Consider the following 24,395-nt stretch of genomic DNA (forward strand, 5'->3'; position numbering starts at 1 on the left):
AACCTTGTAATTTAAACTTCCCATTCCCCTTTTGCGATAAATTGCGATTTTCCACCAATTTTTATATCAAAATGATCATTAGCTAATTTTCCATCGAAATAAATTTGAGAAGGTCTATTGATAAAATCTCCCTGATGGTTTATGATTTCAATTTCAGGGGAATGATATTTTAAAAGAAAAGCCTGTAAACAAGTACTGGCACTCCCAGTTGCAGCATCTTCTTTAAGCTGATTCTCTTCTATATACAACATCCTACTATTAAGCTTTGTTTCTTCTAAACAATAAAAATACAAGGCTCTATGATTTGTTTTACAATGCCCACGCAACCATTCATCCATTTTAACTTTGTCAAGAATTAAATTCTCCAATGCTTTTTTATTTTTGACAGGAACAATCACAAAAGCGCTTCCTGTGGTCACTTCCTGAATAGGAAATTTATCATCAAAATCAGTATTGCTTAAATTGCTGAAGGATAAAAAATCTTCCGCAGAAAAAATATCCAGAAACTGGGGTTGAGCCGCCTGTAACCATAACAAATCTCCCGATTGATGAATTGGAATTTCACCAATTGGAACCGATAACGTAATTTTTTCGGGTTGATTTTCAAATACTCTATTCATCAAAACCCAAGAAGTTCCTATGATTGGATGTCCCGCAAACTTCATTTCATGCTCTGGAGTAAAAATTCTAATTTCCGCGGCGTTATTTTCAGGTTCAAGTTTAGTTATAAACGTACTTTCTGCAAAGTTGATTTCACGGGCAATTTTTTGCATTTGTTCGTCACTTAAGGCTTCAGCCTCTAAAAAAACAGCCAATTGATTGCCTGTATATTTTTTCTCTGCAAAAACATCAACGATGTAAAAAGGTATATTCATTCCGTATGTTTTTTTGGCTTTCAATTATTTAAAAAATTTCACGCCTATTTTTCTTATTTTCTTACTCCAATCGCTTACCTCTGACTTCTTTACTTGGTAATTGATGAATTTGTTTTGGATTCTTCGGATTTAATAGCGTCCAATTCTGTTTGTGCTTCTGAAACAACATCTGAAAAATCAGTGAAATTTTGAATTACATTTTCTAAAATGTAGGTTGCTTGATAACTGTCTTTCAGTCCGTAGAAGTTTTTCGCCATCAAGACTAATCCTTTGGCTCCAAAATATTTATAACTCGAATAATTCTTTGCTAATTTTTGAACGGCAACATTTGACACTTCAAATTTTCCATCTTTGTTTTTAAAATAAGCGTCATAATACAACGCTTCAGCAGCCAATTCTCCTTTGGCAATTGTCATTAATTTTGCGTAAGCAGTACGAGCTTTTGCTTCATCACCCGTTTGCATTGCCGCACGTGCAATTATAATTTGCGCATCACTTTTTACATTATCATCCGTTTTAGGATTCATCAAAACTTTCTCCGCATAAATAACTGAATTTGGATAATCTTTCTTGTCGTAATACGACTTCATCAAATTCGATTGTGCAAATGTTTTATTCTGGGAAGTATCTGCTTCGTTTTCTAAACGCGACAACACTGGAATTGCCTTGTTATACTCTTTGTTTTTAAGAAAAATTTGAGCCAATCGGGATAATGATTGTTCTGTAAATTCACTTCCGGATTGAGCAATCACATATTCATAATTAGGGATTGATTTGCCTTCTGATCCTTCAGAAAAATAGGATTGCGCAAGGTAAAAATTAGCCTTTAAAGCATGAATTCCTCTTGGAAAATTAGAAACATAACCACTAAATCCTGCAATAGCCTGCTTGGTGTTATTTTGTTGAAATTGTTTCTCGGCAGCTTCATACGTATCATTATCAAGTTCTGCATCTGTAACGGCAACAAAATCCAAAGTACGTACCCAATTTGCATATTCATCCACTCTTCCACTGTCTACATAAATCAGTCGAGCGGTGGCAACGGCTTCTAATGCTTCAGGAGTTCTAGGAAAATCCGCAGCTACTTTTTTAAATTTCACTAATGCTTGTTCATCTTTATCTGAATTATAATAAATTAATCCCTGACGCAAAATGGATCTGGAAGTAAAAGAACTCTTTTTAAATTCGAGATTCAATCGATCGTACGTTTTTATCGCAAGGTCATTTTTATTCTCAGCTACGTAAGTATTTCCAAGTTCAAAAAGCGCATCATCTCGATAAACTGATTTTGGATACAATTGTAAGAAAGTATTTAGCTCATCAATTTTCTTATCATTTTTAGAAATAAAACCATAAGAAATTGCTTTTTGGAAATAGGCATAATCCGCATCAACACTTTTAGATTCTATCACCTTAGAATACGCGTCCATTGCCGATCCGTATTTTGAAGTTACAAAACGACAATCTGCTAAACGTAAATACGAATCATTCAAACGTACTTTGTCATCTTTCACTTTTTCAATTTGGTTTTGGAAATAATTCCCCGCCTGATCGTACTCTTTCAATTTGAAATACGCGTAGGCAATATTGTAATTGTGATTTTTATATTCCAGTGTTGTTGATGCCTGAGCCAAACCTGCAAATTGTTTAAAACTCAACAAGGCATCTTTAAAATCATCCATAACATATTCGGTTTCTGCTTTCCAGAAAGTGGATCGTGCCGTAAAAACAGCGTCTTTTTGTTCGTTTATAGATTTGGCAAACATTTTCAAAGCTTCCGGATAATTTCCATCCGTGTACAATTCCAACCCTCTGTAAAATGTTACTTTTTGATACGCTAATTTATTTTCAGGAGTTTTATTTTTTTCCAATAAAACAAATGCTTCCTTGTAGTTTTTAGACGAAATATAAGAATCGATCAACAATCTTTCAATCTCTAAACGGTTTGCGTTTTCTGGATACTTTTTCAAAAAAGCCTGTAAAACTGCCGGTACACTTTGATAGGAATTCCCTAATTCGTAACTTAATTTCGCATAATTCAAACTCGCGTCTTCCTGAATTGCGGCGTCAAACTCCATTTCCGAAGCATTTTTGAAAGCATTCAAGGCTTGTTGCTTTTTATCGGTATTGAGGTAACTTTCACCCAAATGGTAATAGGCGTTTTGAGCCACAAAATCTTTTCCGCCTATAATTTTATTAAACTGAGAAATTGCGTTGTCATAATCCTTCTGTTTGTAATATGCATAACCCAATTGGTAAAAATCCGTATTATTCCATTTTCCTTTTTTTCCTTTATAAGCAACTAAATAAGGTATTGCTTTATCATATGTTTTTAAATTAAAATAGCTTTCCCCTATAATTTTATTCAATTCTGATTTCTCAGCAGGATTCGATTTAGCCATCGCTTTCTCACCTAAATCAATTGCTTTTTGGAAATTTCCTAATTTAAAATTCATGTCGGCTTGATAATACGAAAGCTTTTCTTTGTATTTTTCTTCGCCAGAAACTTCGTCAAAATATTTTGTAGCTTGCTTGTAATCATCTCCTTCGTAAGCCATGAATCCCAAGTAATATTTAGCCTGAGAGCCATATTCAGCTGAATTCACTACTTTGTTAAGATAGACTGTTGCTTCTTTTTTCTTTTTGGCATTAAAAAAACTATACCCTTTCTGGAAATTGAATTTATCTCGGTCACTATTACTCAAATTACTTTCATCTACTTTATCAAACCATTGCAACGCTTGCGGATAATTTCCTTGGTTAAAATGATAATGTGCTACTTCAATATAGGCCTGATTCTGCTTCACACTAGTTGGATAATCCGAAACGAAACGCTCCATCAACTCATCTGCATTGGCTTGATTGGTTCTAATAGCGCAATTAGCGGCATAATAGGCACAATCCGATTTTAGTTCTTCAGTAGTGGCCGTTTCTTTTACTTTATTAAAAATAATTTGTGCCGATGCATACTGGGCATCTTTAAATAAAGAAACCGCTTTATTGAAATCTTTTGAATCGTGAGTATAAATGGTAGATTTTTGTGCCGAAATGGTAGCTGTTATAATGAATAGAAGAAAGAAGAATAGCCAAGAAATTTTACGCATTGTGATTTTATTTTAAGAATTCAAATGTATCATATTCTGAACTCTATAACGAATCGCTATTAGCTTTTATTATGAACATTTTTTTTAACATCATAAAATTAGGTTTATTGCGGCCAAACGTTCGTTCTATTATTCATCAATCCAAACTTCCAGACTTTCGTATACTATTTAAAAATTTTGTAATTCTATCTAATACAATAGAATTTATTTTGAATAGAACCGTTATCTTATTACTTTTACCCCATAAACAAATGCAAATTATGTCACAATCCGTACTGTCTTTAAAAAATGTTACCATTTATCAAGAAGGGAAAACTATTTTATCTGAGGTGAACTTAGATGTAAAACACGGTGAATTCCTTTACATCATTGGGAAAACAGGCTCCGGAAAAAGTAGCTTAATGAAAACCTTATATGGCGATTTACCTTTGACAGATGGAGAAGGAAGCATCGTAGATTTTGATTTAAACACTTTAAAAGAAGATGACATTCCGTTTTTGAGAAGAAAGATTGGAATTGTTTTTCAGGATTTCAAATTGCTTCCGGACCGTACTGTAAATGACAATATGTTATTTGTACTTAAAGCAACAGGATGGACTGACAATGTCGAAATGCAAAATAAAATTGATGAAGTTTTAAATAAAGTAGGAATGAAAGATTTTGGCAAAAAAATGCCACATCAACTTTCTGGAGGAGAACAACAACGTGTAGCCATAGCCAGAGCTTTGCTTAACGATCCAGAACTAATTCTTGCTGATGAACCTACCGGAAACCTTGATCCACAAACCAGTGCCGAAGTATTGGAAGTATTAAAAAAAATTAATGCAAACGGAAAAACAATCATTATGGCAACGCATGATTATGCATTATTGATGAAATTCCCATCAAAAACATTGAAATGTGAAGATGCCAAAATTTTTGAAGTAGTGCAAAGAACGGCGTAATGCTCTCCATACTTGTTCCTCTATACAATTACAATGTTTACCCTCTCGTTTCAGAGTTGCACAAACAATGTACGGATTGCGGAGTACATTTTGAGATTTTATGTCAAGACGATGCATCAAAATCGAGTTTAAATGTTTTTAATGAGAATGTAAATACGTTATCGAATTGCAGTTTTATTACATTAAACCAAAACATTGCCCATCGCGAAAACAGAAATTCACTAGCCGAACAAGCAAAATATAATTATTTACTTTTTATTGACGGCGACTCCATTATTATTCATAACGATTACATCAAAAAATACATCACCAATTTAAATGATTTTGATATTGTTTATGGTGGTCGTTTGCATCCTGAAAAATGTCCCTCCGACAATCAAAAACTACGTTGGAAATACGGAAGATTTATTGAAGATAAATCTGTAACAAACAGAGAAATAAAATCGTACCAATCGCTACTTTTCAACAATACCTTAATTAAAAAACACTGTTTCAACAGAGTAAAATTTGATAGAAAAATAAAAAAATACGGTCATGATGACACCCAACTTTCATATCAATTAAGTGTATCACAAGCTAAAGTTAATCATATTGATAACCCAGTTGAACACGGAGATATTGATACGAATTTGGATTATTTAGAAAAAATCAAAGAGTCTTTAGAAAATTTAATTTTGTTGTACGAAGAAGAAAAAATTGACATTGGATTTGTAAAACTGATTCAATTGTATCATTTTTTAAAAAGAACAAAATCAACTTTTATTATTTCAAAAATATATGTTTTTTTCGAAAAATCATTACTAAAAAATTTAACGGGAAAGAATCCTAATTTGTGGATTTTTAATTTGTTCCGTATTGGATATTTATGTTCGTTAAATCAAAAAATTTAATTCTTTTTAATTCCAATAAACAGTTGATTCCAAGTTTCCATAATAGCATCGATATTGTATTTTTCGCTGGATAACTTTGCCTTTTTCCCCATTTCAATTCTTATTGCCTGATTTTCGATTAAAGTTTCTACTGACTTTACATAATCTATTTCGTTGCTGTTTTCAATCAAAAATCCGTCTTGGTTTTGAGAAATTATTGCTCTTGGTCCGCACGGACAATCATAAGCAATACAAGGCAATCCGGAAGCCATCGCCTCAATTAAGACCATTCCAAAACCTTCAAATCGAGACGTCATCAAATAAAATGAAGCTTCTAAATATTTTTCGTTAATATTTTGAACAGGTTCATAAAAAACAACATTTCTAGAAATATCCAGGTTTTTAGCCAACAATCGTAAATCGATATTTCCGGATGATTTTCCATAAATTTCCAAAATCCAATCTGGGTGTTTGTCAACAACTTTTCTCCAGATTTGCAACATTCTGTCAAATCCTTTTTCATATGTATGCCGACCAACTGCAATGGCTTTTTTATTTTCTAAAGCACTCGATTTTTTAGAAGTAAACCATAAGGGATTTGGAATAACAATGGTGTTATTTATATTCCATTCCGCAATGCTTTCGTTCGTTACAACAACAAATCGATCGTATTTCTTTATTCCGATTTTTTTAAAAAAACGAATGCCATTAGACACAACTTTCGTCAAGAAATTATTCTTTAATTCTCTTTCCTCGATAAATTTAGAACTGTGCATTTCTAGAATAAGAGGAACTTTATTTTTTAAAATAAAAGGAATTGAATATGCCTTTAGACCATTATCACAAACAACAATAATATCGGGTTGAATTGCTTTAATTTTACTTTTTAACCCTTTTGAAAAAGAATTAAAAAACTGAAAAAAGTTACCTTTCAAGATCATATCATGAAAAACAATATTGGAATTAAAAGAATAAAACAAAGGAGAAAACCCCTCGTTTTGAGTCAGAATATGAACTTCATATCCTAATTTTTCAACCAGATAATTGGTTTTTATCGAAAGGACTCTGGCTACACCACCTTCGCTATTTATATTGGGAACTATATAAAGAAGCTTCATTTTTTGGATTCCAAAAATTCATCAAAATCCCGAATATAATCGGCTTCTTCAAAAACATCCGAAGCAAAAACGAGACAAACTGAACCAGATGAAAAATTTTCTAATTCTCTCCAAATGCCCGTTGGAATATACAATCCAATATTAGGCTTATTCAATAGAAATGATTTTTTTTCGGCTCCGTCATTTAAAACAACTTCAAAACTTCCGCTCAAAGCAATTAGCACTTCACTTTGACTGATGTGAGAATGGCTGCCTCTAAAAGAATTACTGGGCACATCAAAAAGATAATACACACGCTTGAATTCAAATGGTAAAACTTCCTCTTGAATAAAAGCCAAATTCCCACGCGTATCTTCTATAACAGGGATTTTTAAGAGTTGTATGGCGTTAAGAGTTGTTTTCATTTAGTAATTTGTAAAAAATCTTCTTTTCCTTTGTTTGCACTTTTTAGTGCTGCAAAAACTTGGTTTATTTTAATTTTGTTTTGTTTAATGTCAAAAAAAAGTTTCATAAAAACTCCTTTGAAATAACTATCATTTGAAACTCTGGTCAAGAAAGCACCTCGTACATAATATCTTTGTTTAAAATTTAATTTATCATCTGTTGAAACCTCCGGATGACTTGCTATAACCTTTGGAACAATGATTATGCTTTGTTTTTGCTTTTTCAAATCCGATAAAAAAATAGCTTCTTCTCCCATCATAAATGAACTTCCAAGCCCGAAGTTAGTATCAAACTTACTATTTAATTGATTTAATGCCGTTTTTTTCAAACTTATTTCAATCGATAAAATATTAAAAATATCCAGATTATTTAGTTGCAATTTTGTTTGAGAAGGATATTTTTTAAATAACGAACCATTTGAATCTTCTATTGCAAAACAAATACTAGCTACCTCAGGATAATTGTTGTGTGCTTCAAGAATGTTACTTTCAAAATCTTCTTTGAAAACTTCATCGTCATCGGCTATTAAAATAATTTTTCCTTTTGCATTTTGTAAGCCTAAATTTCTGCTTTTAGACAATCCTTTTTCAAATGAATTTACAACTCTAATGGAAGGAAATTCTGAAACTAGCAGCTTACTCTCTGAGGTTTGATTGATAATTAAAATTGAAAATTCTGAAAAATGACAGAAAGGAAAGATAGGAATCAAAAAATCAAAAGAATCTCTATTCATCGTAGCCATTACTATTTCTAGATCTCCTTTTTTAAATTCTTTTATCAATTTGTTATTATATTTACACAAATATAAATAATTCAGCTTTGTAAATGAAAATACTTTTGATTGGCGAATACAGTCGATTGCATAATTCTTTAAAAGAAGGATTGTTAGTGCTGGGGCATGAAGTAGTTTTGTTGTCATCAGGAGATCACTTCAAGAAATTCGATTCTGATTATTCGTTTCATTCCGTCTTTTTATCCGATTATTGGTTGCCTCGAAAAATCAAAAATGTCCTTTATAAACTCACGGGTATCGATTTAGAGAAAGCTGAAAGAGGGCTTCGTTTTTATCTTTTATTACCTCAATTAAAAAACTTCGATCACGTACAGCTCATTAATTCTGATACAATTGAAACATTCCCCTTTTTGTCTCGAATACTCTATAAAAAGATATTTAAAAAAATTAAAAATCGGAGCCTGTTAATCTGTGGTGATGAAACCCCGGTTATTGATTATTTGCTAAAAAGAGAATCTGATTATAGCATCCTAACTCCCTATTTCAAGGATAATTCGTTAAAAAAACATTTTGAATATCCATTAAAGTACACTACAAAAAACTATCGAAAAACCTTTGATTGGTTGGTCGAAAACTGCCAAAACCTAGTTGCCTCCGATTTAGATTACAAAATTCCGATGGACAAAATGGGATATTCGGTTCATTTCATTCCAAATCCAATTAACACCCTAAAAATTGAATTTCAAGAACAAAAAATTAATGACAAAATCGTTATTTTTCTTGGGATAAATCGTTCCAGTTACATCAAAAAAGGAATTGCTTATTTTGAAAAAACATTGCAAATTATTCAGGAAAAATATGCTGAAAAAATAGCTGTGATTATCACCGAAAATCTTCCTTATGCAGATTATATATATTTATACAATACTGCACAAATCGTATTAGATCAAATCTATGCTGATGACCAGGGTTACAATGCCTTGGAAGCTATGGCAAAAGGAAAAGTGGTTTTTACAGGTGGTGGAAAAGAATTTATGGAGCATTATAATGTAAAAGAACGAATCAATATAAATGCCTTACCAGAAGTAGATTCTTTAGTAAATGAGCTTTCTTTTTTGATCGAAAATCCCGAAGCCATTATAGCTATTGGAAAACGTGCCAGAGCATTTATCGAGAAAGAGCATGATTATATTAATATTGCGAATCAGTATTTGGAAACTTGGGATTTAAAAACAATTCCCTAAACATCCATAAAATTAAAATAAACGAAATTAAATTCGCACAAAAATATGCCTGCAAAGCTCCTTCAAAAGAAAAAAGTGAGACTAAATAAAAAGACAATAAAAGATACGATGCATTAAACACTATTTCAAGAATAAAATATTTTTTAATACTTGCTTTAACAACGATTTGATAGCCAAAAGCCAATGTCATAACCCTTAAAAAATCACCTAAAAGCTGCCAAATCAACACCTCATTCACTTTTGAAAATGCTGCAGTAAAAGCGATATTCAATATAATTCCTTTCAACAAAAAAACAGCTACTAACACCGTTAAAAATAGCGGAACAAAAACTTTAAAGTAGGATTTCAATTCCATTTTAAAAGCGGCATCTGTTGTCAAAGAGGCTAATTTAGGCATATAATACAGTGATAATCCAGAACTAAAAACCAACATATAAAAACTGGAAAATTTATTGGTTGCATCCCAAATTCCAGCTTCTTGAATGGAATGTGTTTCAATTATGAAATTCCGTATGAGCATTAATGTTACAGGAGCAATTATAGCGCTTAACAATGCCATCGAAGAAAATTTCTTGATAACATTCAGGTATTTCTTTTTTAAAACTTTTTGGAGATTGAATTGAAAATAGCTCTTGTCTTTTAAAACAAATACAAATGTCACTATTACCATGAGTAATTCGCCTAAAACGACAGCCAGCAATCCTCCATTTATAGCATTATTTATAATTAAAAAAGCTGTGAAACCAAAAATCAGCACATTCGAAATAATCTGTAGGACAACAATTTTTTTATACTTTTCTAAGGCGTTATAGATTGCCATCCAAAATGTATTGATAACAATTAAAGGCAGCAGCAATCCAAAAAAACGTATGGGATAGGCAAACGAATTGGTGAAAAATAAAAATTCGGAAATATTATTGGCAAAGAGTAAAATAAGCAAACCCAAGACTGTTGAAACTAAGAGGAAAAACCAAAAAAAAGTAGCATAAATAACGCCTAATTCTTTCTTATCCTCTTTATTCTCAACAAATAATTTTATAAATGAATTGTTTATGCCTAATGTAGCTAAGGACTTCATCATTCCTGTGAAATTTCTGAAACTCCCTAATAGCGCCATTCCAGAAGTTCCTAAATAAACGGACACAATCTTAGTGGCAATAATTCCCAAAACAAAACTCACCGCTACCGAAATAGAATTGAGTGATACTACTTTTAAAAGTGCATTTTGTTTTATAAATTTCAACATTATAAATTTCTTATAACTTTAGCTGGATTCCCTGCAGCAATAACATTTTTGGGTATATTTTTAGTCACTACAGATCCATTTCCTATAACCGAATTTTCCCCTATTTCAACACCTTTTAAAATAGAAACATTTGAACCAATAAACACATTTTCACCAATACACACTGGAAAAGAATTTGGATTTTCTTCATTTCTTTTGTTACTATTCAAATCATGTCCATCATTATCTATTATAGTACAATTCCCACCTATTAAAACATTGTCTTTGATTGTAACTTTAGAAAAACAAACAATAGAAAAAGCATTATTGATAGCAACATTGTTTCCAATGCTAATTTCGCTGTTTTCATTTCTTGCTTCGATATAAGTGTAGCCTGAAAAAAAGTAAGGAGAAGAAACTACACCGATTTGAACATTCGTCCCAAAATAAATCTTCCCATTTCCTTTCAACAGCAATGGATAGAAAAGGTTTGGTTTACCAAAAACTCTTTTGCAATCTGAAAGAAATTCATACTTTTTGATCCGAAAAGTAACAAAACACAATTGTTTTATTCTACTACCTATTCCCATCTAATATTTATTTAAAATTGAAACAATATAATCCACCTCATCCATTGTCAAAACTGGACTTATGGGCAAACTCAACACTTCATCATGAATTTTTTGGGTAATGGGAAAAGACAAATGGTTCCAATCTGATAACGCTTTTTGATTGTGTGGCGGAACAGGATAATGTATTACCGTTTGGATACCATTTCGGTATAAATAGTCTTGTAAGTTGGTTCTATTTTGTGTTCGAATAACAAACAAATGAAAAACATGATTAGATTCCTTCGTTCCTCGCAATGGCACTGTTGGCAAAATTATTTTGTTGTTTTTAATTTCTGACAAATAACGTTCCGCTATTATTCTCCGCTTTTCATTTTCAGCATCTAAATTTGGTAATTTCACATTCAGGAAAGCCGCTTGTAATTCATCTAATCTTGAATTTACGCCGATATAATCATTGTAATATTTGGTTTCCGATCCATAATTTCTAAGCGATTGAATCACTTTGGCTAATTCCAAATCATTTGTGGTAACAGCACCAGCATCTCCTAATGTACCTAAATTTTTTCCTGGATAAAAACTATACGCTACGCTTGATTTTTGATTGCTGATTCTTGATTTTTGATTTCTGATTGCTCCATGAGCCTGAGCCGCATCTTCGATAACCGATAAATCATTTGCAACAGCAATTTCATTTATCTTGTCCATTTCAGCCAGTTGTCCGTAAAGATGAACTACTAAAATAGCTTTGGTTTTCGAAGTGATTTTTTCTACAATTAAATCGGGGTTAATGTTGTAGGTTTCCAACTTTGGCTCGACCAAAACAGGCATTAAATCTGCTTGTAAAATAGCCAGAATACTCGCAATATAAGTGTTCGCAGGAACAATAACTTCGTCCCCTTTTTGCAATTTCCCTAACTGAATATACCCTTTGAAAATCAAAACTAAAGCATCAAAACCATTTCCCACACCTACACAATACTTTGTGCCACAATAATTAGCAAAGCTGGTTTCAAATTCCTTGACTTCATTCCCTAAAATATACCAACCATTATCTAAAACCAATTTCATTTTTTCCTGAAAAGCGGTTTCATAAGGTTCGTTTATTTTTTTTAAATCAAGAAATGGTATCATATAAGATTCATTTTATAAAAATCCTGACTATAAACAGAGCAACCTAATTCTTCTTTTTGTTTCAAAAGTCCTGCGTGATACCCTTTTTCATTGTCATCATTAACGATACCCATATCAAAAAAAAGCTTCCCTTCTCTCTTGTATTTTTGTATTAAATTGATAAATAAAAAATCCAATGCGCGCAACTCCTCTCCTTTTTTAGTGGTAGCTCCGTATTGTGATTTCACAACCGTCTCCGTTTCGAATAGTGTAATGCCTGCAAGAATAATATCCTCATAATACACTGAAAACTGTTTTATATTATTAGGGAAATTCTCCTTTAGTTCTGTCATTTCTTGCAATGTGTGAACTGGCTTGGCATTATACTTCTCTATTAATCTTGGCTCTAAAACTAATTTCCAGAATGATTCAAATTGCTGTTCTTCTACCAGTTCTAAATCGAGTTCTTCAATTTTCCTGAAATGCTTTAATTTACTTTTTGAAATCGTCAACGGCATTGCTAAATTGATAGCCAGATTCATTTCTTTTTTGTCCAAAAATGCTCCTTTTTTAAGCATGAAAAAATCCATTTCAGCGTTACCTTTTGAAGAATAGAATAAAGGAATTGGTTTAAAATAAAAAGATTGCATCCCATTTCCTTTAAAAAAAGACAAAAGAGAATCCAAAATATGTTCTACTTTTTCTCCATTTATTTTAGGGGAATAAACCAATCCACCGTAAGTCAAACCTTGATGGGAATAAACTATTGCTCCAACTTTATTTGCTGGCAGAACAGCAACCAGTTTTTCGTTCTCAAAAATCATCAGCGAGAAATCCTCGAATCGATCTTTGTGGTATTCCATAAAATCACGGTGAAATAAAAAAGTAGCATTTTTCGCCTGGCCAATAAAGGCATTCCAATTATCATAATCACTTTTTTGATATTGTTTGACAGAATAATTTTTCACTGTTAAATTTTAGACTCCGTGAAAGTAATCAATTTTTATTTATGTTCTAAAGTGGGCAAATACCATTTGAATTTCACGGCCATTAAACGAACCGAAATAATAACAATTGAAGTCGTCAAATATAAAACATCATTATCCAAATTCAGTTTTCGAAGAAGGAAAAAGACAATCCCTCCCAAAATACAAATCGTGGCATAAATTTCCCTTCTGAAAATAACTGGAATTTCTGTACATAAAATATCGCGTATCACACCTCCAAAACAGGCCGTCATGGTTCCTAATGCGATACAAATAACAGGATGAAGACCAATATTGATTCCTTTTTCAAGACCAATTAAAGTAAAAACACCCAATCCAATCGTGTCAAATAAGAATAAAGACGTTCGTAATCTGTCGAATTTTTTTCGAAAAAGTATCGCCAAAATAAACCCAATAATAATTACATACACATATTTTAAGTCCAGCATCCATCCCACAGGCGTTCGCCCAATCATGATGTCACGAAGCGTTCCACCACCAACCGCAGTTACAAATGCAATGATAAACACACCAAAAGGATCGAGTTTTTTACTCATGGCCGTCAATGCGCCTGACATGGCAAAAGCCATCGTACCGATAATATCTAATAGATGAAACACTTATAATTTAGGATTTAGGATTTTTACAAATTTAAAGAAAATACTCCTTAATAACTGCAATAACCGTGTTTTCTAATACAGCAGTTATTGAATTTTAGAATTTAAAAAAAGGTAGTAACTTAGCAACTTAGTAACCAAGCGACTTTTCCATTGAAACAAATTTCTTCCGTACAAAATCCATTTATAAAATCTTTAGTGTTATTGCAGGAAAAAACAAAAGCACGCAAACAATCCGGAACATTCTTAATTGAAGGAAAACGTGAAATTTCAATTGCCATAAAAGGCGGCTATGAAATGGAAACGTTATTGTTTTTACCTGAAATTTGTTCCGAAAACGAAGCCAGACAATTATCTAAAAACGCAGAACTGATAGAAATCAACAAAGAAGTATATCAAAAATTAGCCTATCGGGATACCACCGAAGGTGTTTTGGCTGTAGCCAAAACCAAATCGTTGCAATTAGCCGATTTGAAATTATCTAAAAATCCATTGATTCTTATTGCCGAAGCACCGGAAAAACCCGGAAATATTGGAGCTTTACTTCGTACTGCCGATGCTGCCAATCTGGATGCGGTAATTATTGCTAATCCAAAAAGTGATTTATACAATCCAAATATAGTGCGTTCCAGTGTGGGTTGTTTATTCACCAACCAAATAGCAACCGGAACCACATCAGAAATTATTGCTTTTTTGAAAGAAAGAAAAATCAATTTTTATTGTGCGACTTTACAAAACTCCACCTCTTATCATACACAAGATTACACTACTCCAACGGCGCTGGTTGTAGGAACGGAAGCCACTGGTTTGACAGAAGAATGGCGAAAAGAAGCCACACAAAATATTATTATTCCAATGCAAGGCGAAATCGATTCTATGAATGTTTCGGTTGCTGCTGCCATCTTGATTTTTGAAGCCAAAAGACAAAGAGGGTTTTAGATTAACAATTTTTGATTGCATATTTTAAAACAATAAAATATAAATACTATGAAAAATAAACTCTTACTTGTAATCACTTTAATTACTACGACACTTTCTTTCGCACAAATCAGTTCCACTCAAGTCGATGAATTAGTAGATCGCACCTTAAAAACATTTGATGTACCTGGGATTGCTGTCGCCATTGTAAAGGACGGAAAAATCATTCATGCCAAAGGATATGGCGTAAAATCAATTTTAACAAACGAAAAAGTGGATGCGAATACGCTTTTTGGAATAGCTTCAAACAGTAAAGCTTTTACGAGCGCCGCATTAGCGATACTTGTTGACGAAGGAAAAGTGAAATGGGATGATAAAGTAATCAAATACCTTCCTAATTTCAAGATGTATAATGAGTATGTAACCAATGAATTTACGATTCGGGATTTATTGACACACCGTAGCGGATTGGGGCTTGGTGCAGGCGATTTAATGATGTGGCCTGGAGGCGGCAACTTTACACCAACAGATATTATTGAGAATTTACAATATTTGAAACCGACTTCGGCTTTTAGAACCAAATATGATTATGATAATTTACTTTATATAGTTGCCGGAGAAGTAATACAATCGGCAAGTGGAAAAAGCTGGTGCGATTTTATTGAAGAGCGCATTATCAAACCATTGGAAATGAATAATAGTGCCGCTTCTTTTGTTCGATTGAAAGACACGACAAATGTAATTGCACCGCATGTGCCTATTGATGGAAAACTGCATGTGATAAAACGCTATAAAGATCCAATTTTAGATGCAGCTGGCGGTATTTATTCCAGCGTTAACGACATGAGCAAATGGGTAATCATGCAAATGAACAGCGGAAAATATGGTTCCGATAACAAACAACTTTTTTCAGAAAAAGAGCACAAGGAAATGTGGCAATTGCAAACTATAATTCCTGTAACTGCGAGAGCACCTTATAATACTCATTTTAGCGGATACGGATTAGGCTGGTTTTTGAGTGATGTAAAAGGATACAAACAAGTAACTCACACAGGCGGATTAGAAGGAATCGTTACCCAAGTCACCCTTTTACCAGAACTGAACCTTGGAATTATTGTTCTAACCAATCAACAATCAGGAGCTGCATTTTCAGCGATTACCAATACTGTAAAAGACAGTTATTTGGGAATACAATCAGAAGATTACCTGACAAAATACAGCACTAGTTTAAAAGAAAATGAAGCCTCTGCTGATAAAGTAACCGATGATGTTTGGGCAAGTGTATCAAAAAATAAAAAGGAGAAAATCAAAATTGATTTCAAAAGTTTCATTGGAACATACAAAGACAATTGGTTTGGTGAAGTGGTACTTTCAGAAAGAAAAGGAAGATTATATTTTGCTTCGAAACGATCTCCACAACTTACTGGAGAAGTTTTTTTCTACAAAGACACGAATTATGTGGTAAAATGGGATAATGCCTATTTTCATGCTGATGCGCATTTGTTTTTTGAATGTGATGCAACCGGAAAAGCAATTGCGATAAAAATGAAGCCCATTTCTGAGTTAACCGATTTTAGTTATGATTTTCAGGATTTGGATTTCAAAAGAGTACAATAGTAATCTTAATGATTCAATTTTGGGTTTTATACCCAGAAACCCTTTTTTACTTGCATATCTCCTAACTAATTTCTATTTTTAGGAATTGAACCATGCCGTTATGATTGAAATAGATACAGAAAAAGAAAACAAAGCAATTGCTCAAGAATACAAAGAGCTACTCCGTATAAGCTATCAAACCCTAAGTGATGAAGATAAAAAACTCATCCGTAAGGCTTTTGATGTTGCAGTTGATGCCCATAAAGATCAAAGAAGAAAATCAGGCGAAGCCTATATTTTCCATCCCATCGCTGTGGCAAAAATTGTTGCTTCCGAAATAGGTTTAGGAGCCACGTCTATTGCTGCTGCATTATTGCACGATGTAGTCGAAGATACACTGATGACGGTCCAAGATATTGAACGATTGTTTAATCCTAAAGTAGCACAACTTGTTGAAGGATTGACAAAGATTTCAATGGTTCAAAAAGACTTAAATGTATCCATGCAAGCGGAAAACTTCCGTAAAATGATATTGACGCTCAATGATGATGTTCGTGTAATTCTTATAAAACTAGCCGATCGTTTGCACAATATGCAAACTATGGATTCGATGCAAGAAGACAAGCAAACCAAGATTGCATCTGAAACTTTATACATTTATGCTCCATTAGCACATCGATTGGGTCTCTACAACATTAAAACAAAACTCGAAGATTTAGGATTAAAATATACGGAACCTGCTATTTACAATGAAATTGTAAGTAAAATAAAAGAGACTAAAGAAGAGCAGGATGCCTATATAAAAGATATTTCAGATGTATTAAAAAAAGCATTGGACGTGGAGGAAATTGATTATGTCATAAAAGGTCGTCCAAAATCCATTTACTCCATTCGCAGAAAAATGAAAGCGCAAAATGTAAGCTTCGATGAAGTTTATGATAAGTTTGCACTTCGTATTGTATACAAATCAACTCCGCACGAAGAAAAATTTCTTGCTTGGAAAATATATTCCATAGTAACTGATTATTACAGACCGAGTCCCAGTCGTTTACGAGATTGGATTTCTTCACCCAAATCTACTGGTTACGAAGCCTTGCACATCACCGTTATGGGGCCAAAAGGACGCTGGGTAGAAGTTCAGGTGAGAAGCGAGCGCATGGATGAAATTGCTGAAAAAGGATACGCTGCACATTACAAATATAAAAATGGAGCTACCGAGGAAAGTGAACTGGATGTATGGCTGAATTTACTGAAAGAAGCGTTAGAAAGTTCAGAAACGAATGCGGTAGATTTTGTGGAAGATTTCAAAATGAATTTATATTCTAAGGAAATCTTTGTGTTTACACCAAAAGGGGAAATAAAATCATTGCCTAAAGGGGCAACTTCACTTGATTTTGCTTTTAGCATACACTCCGAAATAGGAATTCGCACCAGAGGAACGCGTGTCAATGGCAAATTAGTTCCTTTGAACTTCGAATTAAAAAGTGGTGATCAAATTGAAGTTATCACCTCGCAACATCAAAAACCAACTTCTAACTGGCTTGACTATGTTACGACTTCGAGAGCAAAAACGAAAATTAAAAACGTTTTAAACGAAAATACCAAGAAAATTGGTGAAGAAGGAAAAGAACTGCTTACCCGAAAGTTAAAACATTTAAAAATAACTTTAAACGAATCCGTTGTTAATGAATTGGTTAACTTTTTCAAATTAAAAACAAGTTTAGATTTATTTTACAGAGTGGGAATTGGAGCGATTGAAAATCAGCAACTCAAAGATTATGCCGCTCAAAAAAGCAACACTTTTATTAATTTTTTCAAAAATAAAATAAAACGTTCCACAAGTAGTACAGCTGATGAAGACATTCACAAACCAATAATAAGCAGCAACTATGATTTACTTGTTTTTGGAAAGGAACATGACAAACTAGATTATAAATTATCACCTTGTTGCAATCCAATTCCGGGTGACGATGTTTTCGGATTTGTAACCATCAATGAAGGAATAAAAGTGCACAAAAAAGATTGTCCAAATGCCATTGGAATGCAATCCAACTATGCTTACAGAATAATGACTGCCAAATGGATTGACTCTTCACAAGAAGAATTCAAAGCCATAATAAATATTACCGGAATGGATGTTTTAGGGCTCACAAACCAGTTAACAAAGGTAATTTCGAACAATATGCATGTTAATATTCAAAGTATTTCTTTGAGTACTGATGCCGGAATATTTCATGGTCAAGTGACAGTAATTGTTCAAAACAATACGATTTTGAAGAAAATGATCAACAACATTAAAAAAATTGACGGAATTGATAAGGTAACAAGAGTATATAAAACTTAGAAAAGTTTCAAAAATTTTTGTTTCAGGTTATCCATTATTCCAGTTAAAACTGAAAAAACTTGAAACTAAACAAAGCTGAAACTTTAAACTTTAAACTAAAAAATTTATCTTTGCCCACATATGACACTCATTTCCACAGATAACACCAAAAACCAAGAAATTGTAAAAAATGTTTTTACAATGTATCTTGAAAAAAAAGGACATCGCAAAACCCCTGAACGTTATGCTATCCTTCAGGAAATTTACGATAGCGAAGAACATTTTGATGTAGAGAATCTTTATATCAAAATGAAAAATAAAAACTATCGTGTCAGCAGAGCAACACTTTATAATACTATTGAATTGCTATTGGATTGCGCTTTAGTTCGCAAACATCAATTTGGACAAAATCAGGCACACTACGAAAAATCGTACTTTGACAAACAACACGATCATATTATTATGACGGATACTGGTGAAGTAATCGAGTTTTGTGATCCCAGAATTCAAAGTATCAAAAAGACAATCGAAGAAATATTTGACATAGAGATTACCAATCATTCCTTGTATTTATACGGAATAAAAAAACAAAAATAGTATAGACAGCTTGCTAGTTGTCTTTTGAATATAAAAACTAACTACAAATAACACATAGAATGACCGCAGATTTATTACTAGGATTACAATGGGGAGATGAAGGAAAAGGAAAAATTGTTGATGTTCTTACTTCAAATTATGATATTATTGCTCGTTTTCAAGGTGGACCAAATGCAGGACACACTTTGGAATTTGACGGAATAAAACATGTTCTTAGAACTATTCCTTCTGGTATCTTTCATAAAACTGCCATAAACATTATTGGAAATGGAGTTGTAATAGATCCTGTAGTTTTTCAAAAAGAAATTGAAGGTCTTGAGAAATTTAATTTAGACATCAAAAGCAAATTAATTATTTCAAGAAAAGCACATTTAATTTTGCCAACACACCGTTTATTAGACGCAGCTTCTGAGGCATCTAAAGGCAAAGCAAAAATTGGTTCTACATTAAAAGGAATTGGCCCAACTTATATGGACAAAACCGGAAGAAACGGTCTTCGTGTAGGTGATATTGAATTAGAAGATTTTGCAGATCGTTACAGAGCTTTGGCTGACAAGCATGAAGCAATGATTAAATTTTATGATGTTGCTATTCAATACAACTTAGAAGAATTAGAAAAAGAATTCTTTGAAGCTATCGAAGAATTAAAAAAATTAGATTTTATTGATAGTGAAGAATATTTACACCAAGCACAAAAAGCGGGTAAATCAATATTATGTGAAGGAGCTCAAGGTTCATTATTGGATGTTGATTTTGGAACGTATCCATTTGTAACTTCATCAAATACAACTGCTGCTGGTGCATGTACAGGTTTAGGAATTGCTCCAAATAAAATAAAAGAAGTATATGGAATTTTCAAAGCGTATGTAACACGTGTAGGAAGTGGACCATTCCCAACGGAACTTTTTGACGAAGATGGTGCAACTATGGCACGTGTAGGAAATGAATTTGGATCGGTTACAGGAAGACAAAGACGTTGTGGATGGTTAGATTTAGTGGCACTTAAATACGCTGTTCAAATTAACGGTGTAACACAACTGATGATGATGAAAGGTGATGTACTTTCAGGATTTGAAACCTTAAAAGTTTGTACTGAATATAATTATAAAGGCAAAAACATCTCTCACTTTCCTTATAATATCGAACCGGAAAATGTGACTCCAGTTTACCAAGATTTCAAAGGATGGCAAGCTGATTTGACTGGCATGACAACATATGATGAATTACCGGTCGAATTGAAAGAATACATTGAATTTATAGAAAAAGAAGTTGAAGTTCCTATCAAGATTGTCTCTGTAGGACCAGATAGAAAGCAAACTATTCTTAAATAATATTACTTAACGCTCTGAAAATTCAGAGCGTTTTTTTTAGTTCATAAACCAATCCCAACGAATGAAAAATCCAGCTATTAAAATACAAAAAACCGAATTACTTTCTGATAATTGGTACATTTTAAACAAAGTAACTTTTGATTATCAAAAAAAAGACGACTCTTGGATTACCCAAAAAAGAGAAGTTTATGATCGAGGAAACGGTGCTGCCATTTTACTATACAACACCCAACAAAAAACTGTTATTCTAACCCGACAGTTCCGCTTGCCAAGTTACCTTAACGGAAATGAAACCGGAATGATGATTGAGGTTTGCGCAGGACTTTTGGACGAAGACCATCCAGAGCAATGCATCATTCGAGAAACCGAAGAAGAAACCGGATACCGTATTACTAAAGTTGACAAAATAATGGAAACGTATATGTCTCCTGGAGCAGTAACTGAAATTTTATATTTGTTCGTTGGAGAATACGATGAATCCATGAAAGTCAGTGACGGTGGCGGAGTTGAACATGAAGAGGAAAATATAGATGTCTTAGAAATGACCTATGACGAAGCTTACGCCATGATTGAATCAGGGGAAATAAAAGATGCCAAGACAATCATGTTGTTACAATATGCAAAAATAAAAAATCTCGTTTAATTTAACGATGAGCAATCAAACTAAAGGAGCGTTTTTCGCTTTATTAGCCACTTTACTTTGGTCTGTAAATATGGTAATTGCCAGCGGCATTAAAGGCCATATTCCTCCTATTGGACTGGCTTTTTGGCGCTGGACAATCGCTTGTATTGTTTTGGCCCCATTTGCGATTAAAAGTACCGTCGAAAGTTTTACCATTATAAAGAAACACATTCTGTATCTCATGGGTACAGCGGTGTTAGGCATCACTATTTTTAATACGCTAATTTACTTTGCAGGAAAAACAACAAGCGCGGTCAATTTATCATTAATAGCCATTTCGATACCGTTATTTATTGTTGTTCTCTCCAGAATTATTTTTAAAGAGAAAGTGTCCACTATAAAAATAGTTGGAATTGTAACCATAATTACAGGAGTTTTGGTTCTTATTACCAAAGGGTCTCTAGAAGCATTGCTGCATATCAACTTTACAATTGGGGATTTGTTGATGCTCGTGGCCTGTTTCTTTTTTGCCTATTATACGATACTAGTTCGACAAAAACCAGATGAGTTAACCGCAAAAGTATTTTTATTTAGTGTCTTTGTTATTGGCACAATTTTCCTTCTTCCGTTTTATATTTGGGAACATTTATTTTATAAAAAAGTAATTTTTGATACTAAAACAGTATTAGCAACCACTTATGTCGGCATTTTTGCTTCACTTGTTTCTTATTATTTGTGGAACGAAGCGATTCGCTTGATAGGCACCTCAAAAACAGCATTAATCTATTATTTAATTCCGGTCTTCAGTGGAATTTTAGCTTATTTTTTTCTGGGTCAGGCTATTGTGATCACTCAAATTATAAGCATGGGAATCATTATTACCGGTTTATTGATAACCAATAGGAAGTAACTATTTTTAATCTCTTTTATAAAAACAAAAAGTGCAATGAACCTATTTTCATTGCACTTTTTTTATGCTAAAGTCTTATCCTAGAAAAACAATTACTTATTAGGTTGCGGAGTCATTCTTAAATATGGTTTTACTCTTTCATATCCTTTTGGAAATTTAGCGGCAATATCTTCATCTTTAACCGCTGTTGAAATAACTACTTTTTCTCCATCTTTCCAGTTTGCCGGTGTTGCAACGCTATAATGTGCTGTCAGCTGTAAACTATCAATTACCCGAAGTAATTCATCAAAATTTCTTCCGGTTGAGGCTGGATAAGTCAATGTTAATTTTATTTTTCTGTCAGGTCCAATTATAAAAACCGAACGAACTGTAAAACTTTCATTTGCATTAGGATGAATCATATCATACAATTGTGCTACATGTTTGTCTTCGTCAGCAATAATGGGAAAGTTAACCGTTGTATTTTGCGTTTCATTGATATCTTTAATCCATTCCATATGAGAATCTAATCCGTCAACGCTTAATGCGATTACTTTTACATTTCTCTTTACAAATTCAGGATAATAATTAGCCACAGTCCCTAATTCAGTGGTGCAAACTGGGGTAAAATCAGCAGGATGCGAAAATAATACACCCCAAGAATCTCCTAACCATTCATGAAATTTTATCTTTCCTTGTGTAGTTTCTGCTTCAAAATCCGGAGCAATATCGCCTAATCGTAGTGTTGCCATAATAATTTCTTTTTTTTGATTATTAACAGTCCTAAGTTATTGAATTAAGAGTAATAAAAATTAAAAGAAATCTTAAAATTGTAATAAAAATTTAACAAGAGGAAGCTGAAGATTATTCTCTGTTACAAAAAACATCTAGGTACCCAAAAAACATTTTTGAGACCGAAATCCCTAGCCCCGATAAAAGTGAAAATCCTTTATAGCAGTAAATCCTGGAAGGTTTACTGCTATAAAGATTGTAACAGATAGCGGGAAAAAGCTCCAAAAAAACAAATAGCTTAAGAAGGAATATTCTTTTTCATATTGGGCAAGAAATAAGTAAAAACGCCAATAAGCGGCAGAAAAGAACTTAATTTATAAACGTATTCAATACTGGTTTGATCTGCCACATAACCCAAAATTGCCGAACCTAAACCTCCCATACCAAAGGCAAAACCAAAAAACAGTCCCGAAATCATTCCGACTTTTCCTGGCATTAATTCTTGCGCAAAAACTAAAATTGCTGAAAACGCTGAAGCGATAACAATTCCAATGATAACCGATAATACTCCTGTCCAAAATAAATCAGCATAAGGCAATAATAAAGTGAATGGTGCAGCTCCAAGTATCGAAATCCAAATGATATACTTTCTGCCAAAACGATCTCCTAAAGGCCCACCTATTAATGTTCCTGCAGCTACCGAAGCTAAAAACAGAAACAAATGAAACTGCGATTCTTGTATTGTCAACCCAAATTTATGCATCAGATAAAAAGTAAAATAACTTGACATACTCGCCATATAGAAAAACTTGGAAAATATTAACAACAATAAAACTGCTAATGCTATATTAATTTTTCTTTTGGACAATGGAACAGCATCCTCTTCAGTGACTATTTTTTTTGCAGCTCGAAGATTCAAATGATTTTGATACCACAGCGCGATTTGGGACAAAATAATGATTCCCAAAATTCCCCCTATTACAAACCATATTATATTCGATTGTCCATAAGGAGCAACAACCAGTGCTACTAATAAAGGACCAATTGCACTTCCTGAATTTCCTCCTAATTGGAAAATAGATTGTGCCAAACCTCGCTTTCCTCCTGACCCTAAATAAGCAACACGAGATGCTTCCGGATGAAATATGGAAGAACCAATTCCCACAAATGCAACTGACACCAACAACATCCAAAAAGAAGTTGAAATCGATAAAAATCCCAATCCAGTGATAGTAAATAACATCGCAATTACTAAAGAATATGGTTTTGGATATTTATCCGTATAAAAACCTATGAAAGGCTGTAGAATTGAAGCTGTAAGTTGGAAAACGAATGTTATTAATCCAATTTGAGTGAAACTAAGATTAAAATTCTCTTTTAATATTGGATAGGTCGAAGGAATAACTGATTGCATTAAATCATTTAACAAATGAGCAAAAGCTATTGAAAATAAAACTGAATAAACTGTTTTTTGAACAATTGGGGCGTTGATGGTTTGTGACGCTGTTGCTGAGGAAATATTCATATGCTACTAATAAAAAGGGTC

At 33.1% G+C, this 24,395-nt stretch carries 22 protein-coding genes; 10 read left to right on the top strand and 12 right to left on the bottom strand.

The window, feature by feature from the left end; genetic code table 11:
- Nucleotides 1-11: 11 nt before the first annotated feature.
- Nucleotides 12-875: a PhzF family phenazine biosynthesis protein gene (locus tag ACM55F_RS12875; protein ID WP_416854205.1), complete on the bottom strand. Its 864-nt coding sequence runs from the start codon at nucleotides 873-875 to the stop codon at nucleotides 12-14.
- 89 nt (nucleotides 876-964) lie between these two features.
- On the bottom strand, nucleotides 965-3,979 hold the full coding sequence (locus tag ACM55F_RS12880; RefSeq protein WP_416854206.1) for a tetratricopeptide repeat protein: 3,015 nt from the start codon (nucleotides 3,977-3,979) through the stop codon (nucleotides 965-967).
- Between the two features lie 260 nt (nucleotides 3,980-4,239).
- Here ACM55F_RS12880 and ACM55F_RS12885 point away from each other — a divergent pair, with 260 nt between their 5' ends.
- Nucleotides 4,240-4,923, top strand: a complete 684-nt coding sequence (locus tag ACM55F_RS12885; protein ID WP_416854207.1) for a cell division ATP-binding protein FtsE — start codon at nucleotides 4,240-4,242, stop codon at nucleotides 4,921-4,923.
- A complete protein-coding gene (locus ACM55F_RS12890) occupies nucleotides 4,923-5,813 on the top strand; it encodes a glycosyltransferase family 2 protein (RefSeq protein WP_416854208.1) in 891 nt (296 codons plus the stop codon). Before ACM55F_RS12885 ends, ACM55F_RS12890 begins: the two co-directional genes overlap by 1 nt.
- On the opposite strand, the gene ACM55F_RS12895 is transcribed toward ACM55F_RS12890, so the two are convergent.
- From ACM55F_RS12895 to ACM55F_RS12905, 3 genes are read right to left on the bottom strand one after another with little or no spacing between them, the layout of a single operon-like run.
- On the bottom strand, nucleotides 5,810-6,910 hold the full coding sequence (locus ACM55F_RS12895; protein WP_416854209.1) for a glycosyltransferase family 4 protein: 1,101 nt from the start codon (nucleotides 6,908-6,910) through the stop codon (nucleotides 5,810-5,812). The two genes, ACM55F_RS12890 and ACM55F_RS12895, sit on opposite strands and share 4 nt — an antisense overlap.
- On the bottom strand, nucleotides 6,907-7,314 hold the full coding sequence (locus tag ACM55F_RS12900; RefSeq protein ID WP_416854210.1) for a sugar 3,4-ketoisomerase: 408 nt from the start codon (nucleotides 7,312-7,314) through the stop codon (nucleotides 6,907-6,909). Before ACM55F_RS12900 ends, ACM55F_RS12895 begins: the two co-directional genes overlap by 4 nt.
- Entirely contained in the window at nucleotides 7,311-8,135 is an 825-nt protein-coding gene (locus ACM55F_RS12905; protein WP_416854211.1) for a glycosyltransferase family 2 protein, read from the bottom strand. Before ACM55F_RS12905 ends, ACM55F_RS12900 begins: the two co-directional genes overlap by 4 nt.
- Before the next feature lie 44 nt (nucleotides 8,136-8,179).
- Here ACM55F_RS12905 and ACM55F_RS12910 point away from each other — a divergent pair, with 44 nt between their 5' ends.
- Nucleotides 8,180-9,331 (top strand): glycosyltransferase family protein, encoded by a 1,152-nt coding sequence (locus ACM55F_RS12910; protein ID WP_416854212.1) that lies wholly within the window; start codon nucleotides 8,180-8,182, stop codon nucleotides 9,329-9,331.
- Here the strand turns inward: ACM55F_RS12910 and ACM55F_RS12915 are convergent.
- The 5 genes from ACM55F_RS12915 to ACM55F_RS12935 are packed head-to-tail and all read right to left on the bottom strand — an operon-like array spanning nucleotide 9,279 to nucleotide 13,844.
- On the bottom strand, nucleotides 9,279-10,577 hold the full coding sequence (locus tag ACM55F_RS12915) for an O-antigen translocase (protein WP_416854213.1): 1,299 nt from the start codon (nucleotides 10,575-10,577) through the stop codon (nucleotides 9,279-9,281). The two genes, ACM55F_RS12910 and ACM55F_RS12915, sit on opposite strands and share 53 nt — an antisense overlap.
- The gene (locus ACM55F_RS12920) at nucleotides 10,577-11,146 is read right to left on the bottom strand and encodes an acyltransferase (RefSeq protein WP_416854214.1); all 570 of its coding nucleotides are present in this window, start codon (nucleotides 11,144-11,146) and stop codon (nucleotides 10,577-10,579) included. Before ACM55F_RS12920 ends, ACM55F_RS12915 begins: the two co-directional genes overlap by 1 nt.
- A complete protein-coding gene (locus tag ACM55F_RS12925; RefSeq protein WP_416854215.1) occupies nucleotides 11,147-12,259 on the bottom strand; it encodes a DegT/DnrJ/EryC1/StrS family aminotransferase in 1,113 nt (370 codons plus the stop codon).
- Entirely contained in the window at nucleotides 12,256-13,206 is a 951-nt protein-coding gene (locus ACM55F_RS12930; RefSeq protein WP_416854216.1) for a FemAB family protein, read from the bottom strand. Before ACM55F_RS12930 ends, ACM55F_RS12925 begins: the two co-directional genes overlap by 4 nt.
- A gap of 35 nt (nucleotides 13,207-13,241) precedes the next feature.
- Entirely contained in the window at nucleotides 13,242-13,844 is a 603-nt protein-coding gene (locus ACM55F_RS12935; RefSeq protein WP_416854217.1) for a trimeric intracellular cation channel family protein, read from the bottom strand.
- 150 nt (nucleotides 13,845-13,994) lie between these two features.
- Between ACM55F_RS12935 and ACM55F_RS12940 the strand changes: the two genes are divergently transcribed.
- From ACM55F_RS12940 to ACM55F_RS12970, 7 genes are all read left to right on the top strand, one after another.
- Entirely contained in the window at nucleotides 13,995-14,780 is a 786-nt protein-coding gene (locus tag ACM55F_RS12940) for a TrmH family RNA methyltransferase (protein WP_416854218.1), read from the top strand.
- Between the two features lie 48 nt (nucleotides 14,781-14,828).
- Nucleotides 14,829-16,376: a serine hydrolase gene (locus tag ACM55F_RS12945; protein WP_416854219.1), complete on the top strand. Its 1,548-nt coding sequence runs from the start codon at nucleotides 14,829-14,831 to the stop codon at nucleotides 16,374-16,376.
- Between the two features lie 100 nt (nucleotides 16,377-16,476).
- Entirely contained in the window at nucleotides 16,477-18,699 is a 2,223-nt protein-coding gene (locus tag ACM55F_RS12950; RefSeq protein WP_416854221.1) for a RelA/SpoT family protein, read from the top strand.
- Between the two features lie 120 nt (nucleotides 18,700-18,819).
- On the top strand, nucleotides 18,820-19,275 hold the full coding sequence (locus ACM55F_RS12955; RefSeq protein ID WP_035670620.1) for a Fur family transcriptional regulator: 456 nt from the start codon (nucleotides 18,820-18,822) through the stop codon (nucleotides 19,273-19,275).
- Between the two features lie 59 nt (nucleotides 19,276-19,334).
- Nucleotides 19,335-20,606, top strand: coding sequence for an adenylosuccinate synthase (locus tag ACM55F_RS12960; RefSeq protein WP_416854222.1), 1,272 nt, complete (start codon nucleotides 19,335-19,337; stop codon nucleotides 20,604-20,606).
- 61 nt (nucleotides 20,607-20,667) lie between these two features.
- Nucleotides 20,668-21,249 (top strand): GDP-mannose pyrophosphatase NudK, encoded by a 582-nt coding sequence (nudK, locus tag ACM55F_RS12965; protein WP_416849057.1) that lies wholly within the window; start codon nucleotides 20,668-20,670, stop codon nucleotides 21,247-21,249.
- 7 nt (nucleotides 21,250-21,256) lie between these two features.
- On the top strand, nucleotides 21,257-22,138 hold the full coding sequence (locus tag ACM55F_RS12970; RefSeq protein ID WP_416854223.1) for a DMT family transporter: 882 nt from the start codon (nucleotides 21,257-21,259) through the stop codon (nucleotides 22,136-22,138).
- A 92-nt stretch (nucleotides 22,139-22,230) separates the two neighbouring features.
- Here ACM55F_RS12970 and ACM55F_RS12975 read toward each other — a convergent pair whose 3' ends face one another.
- Both ACM55F_RS12975 and ACM55F_RS12980 read right to left on the bottom strand, forming a co-directional pair.
- Nucleotides 22,231-22,869, bottom strand: a complete 639-nt coding sequence (locus tag ACM55F_RS12975; RefSeq protein WP_416854225.1) for a peroxiredoxin — start codon at nucleotides 22,867-22,869, stop codon at nucleotides 22,231-22,233.
- A gap of 278 nt (nucleotides 22,870-23,147) precedes the next feature.
- Nucleotides 23,148-24,374: an MFS transporter gene (locus ACM55F_RS12980; RefSeq protein ID WP_416854226.1), complete on the bottom strand. Its 1,227-nt coding sequence runs from the start codon at nucleotides 24,372-24,374 to the stop codon at nucleotides 23,148-23,150.
- Nucleotides 24,375-24,395 lie beyond the last annotated feature (21 nt).

This window comes from Flavobacterium melibiosi, from assembly GCF_048158545.1.
Taxonomy (GTDB): domain Bacteria; phylum Bacteroidota; class Bacteroidia; order Flavobacteriales; family Flavobacteriaceae; genus Flavobacterium; species Flavobacterium melibiosi.